The sequence below is a fragment of the Marispirochaeta aestuarii genome, from assembly GCF_002087085.1.
Classification (GTDB): Bacteria; Spirochaetota; Spirochaetia; order JC444; family Marispirochaetaceae; genus Marispirochaeta; species Marispirochaeta aestuarii.
On record NZ_MWQY01000055.1, the window covers coordinates 1 to 1681 of the forward strand.

The 1681-nt window shown below is 46.9% G+C and carries 1 protein-coding gene; it reads right to left on the minus strand.

Features of this window, described 5'->3' with window-relative positions:
* Positions 1-223: 223 nt before the first annotated feature.
* Positions 224-1585: an IS1380 family transposase gene (locus B4O97_RS19075; RefSeq protein WP_083053109.1), complete on the minus strand. Its 1362-nt coding sequence runs from the start codon at positions 1583-1585 to the stop codon at positions 224-226.
* Between the last annotated feature and the right edge of the window lie 96 nt (positions 1586-1681).

Genomic DNA, 1681 nt, shown 5'->3' on the forward strand with positions numbered 1-1681 from the left:
TTAGCCCGCATTTCTCACAAACCAGCGAGGACCCTGCATTAAATCAGTATCAGACATGAGCCTGCCCAATTCACCGCGCGTTTCGGTTCATTACTTCAGCATTCCTTTTGGTAGTAATTGAATGACGACCATGTAATCCATTATTTGCATGGTTATTTCTATCCATTGGGCACAGCTTCTTCTCGATCGGGAAAAGGAGAATCTGTTTCTGGAAATTTTTCCTCTACACAGCGCGGGCAAACCGTAGCCAAGAATCCCAATATGGATAAGCGGCGGGCAGTCGGATGCGTATCCGGCGCACAGTTACTTTAACCATTGCAGATACTTTTAAGATCTTCAGTCGCAGTGTCGCGGCCTGGGATCTGGTCCACTCGCTGCCGGCAAGGTACTTCCCTCGAAGCCAGACAAAAAAGGTATAAGCGATAGAAGAAAACCAGAGCCGTAACTGGTTCGAGCTCATCCAGCCAGTTGAGGTACGGTCCGCAAAAAGATAGAGTTGCTGTTCCTTGATTCTGTTCTCCATATCTCCCCGCCCACAATACAGCTCTTCATACAAGATCTTTGCCGGACATTTCAGGATGGGAATATTCGTTACGACAAAGCGAGGATTGGCACCCTTGTGAAGGTACTCCACTTTGGCTACAACCCTCCGGCTTCTACTCCAGGAGGTATTTGTTTTATAGATGAGCTCCTTGAAAAGACGCTGTTTCTCGTTTGAGGCGTTGTACCTATGCTCAACTTGATACAGCTCTTTGCCGATGGATCGTTTCAGCCTGCTATTTTTCGCCAGTCCAAAGAGATACGAGATCTTGACGGATTCGCAATAGGCCATAATCTGTTCTCTGCAGAATCCGGAATCTCCGCGTACGATAATGTGAACCTCCGGATACCGGTCCCGGATTTTCGGGACAACTCTCTGCAGGACCTCCACTGTCCCAAGGCTTGCATCGATATCGGAAGATCGCAGCTGCGCACAAATCAGATGCTGACCTGAAAAAACATACAGGGGGAGATAGCAGTACTTGTCGTAGTAACCATGGAAGAAGCGGCCCTCCTGCTCGCCATGCAGAGGATCATCAGTCGCATCGAAATCAAGGATAATTTCTTTTGGTACTTCATCGAAACTTTCCAGAAAGAGATCGATAAACAGGTCCTCGATTTTGTCATTGTCCCAGGTAATCCTGTTGTATCGCTTTCCGTATTCTTCGGCAACCTCTTTACCAAGTTCCAGACGGTTGAGCGTGCTCTTCCCGGAGAGTACTTCACCGTCACCTTTATCGCAGACTAAAGCCAAGAGAGGATCTTTTCGCCATTCGTCATGATCGTTCAGATCTTCATATCCCTGACAGATACCGAAGATTCGTTGAGTCAACAAATGCGAGACCGTATGCTCGGTATAAGATGGATGGCGATTATCCTGAAAACAGTCTGCCAGTCGCGCAAGAATTCGGTGACGTTTTTCAATCTGGTGGAGGATGACCAATCCGCCGTCGGATGTCGAGACTTCGGCGTCGTGTGTAAGCACCATTTCTTGTCTTCCAAAGCCTTGAAAAGTCAGTTGATCGGCTGTACACTCTGTATTCATAGAGGGTTCCTTTTACGATAGTTATTTGTTTGGCTACTAATAATTTATCATAAAAAGGCCCTCTTTTTCATTTTATTTGTGAGAAATGCGGGTTAG

Bases quoted from the DNA above. Each gene is read 5' to 3' on its own strand.
- B4O97_RS19075 (WP_083053109.1), bottom strand. From the start codon at position 1,585: ATGAATACAGAGTGTACAGCCGATCAACTGACTTTTCAAGGCTTTGGA.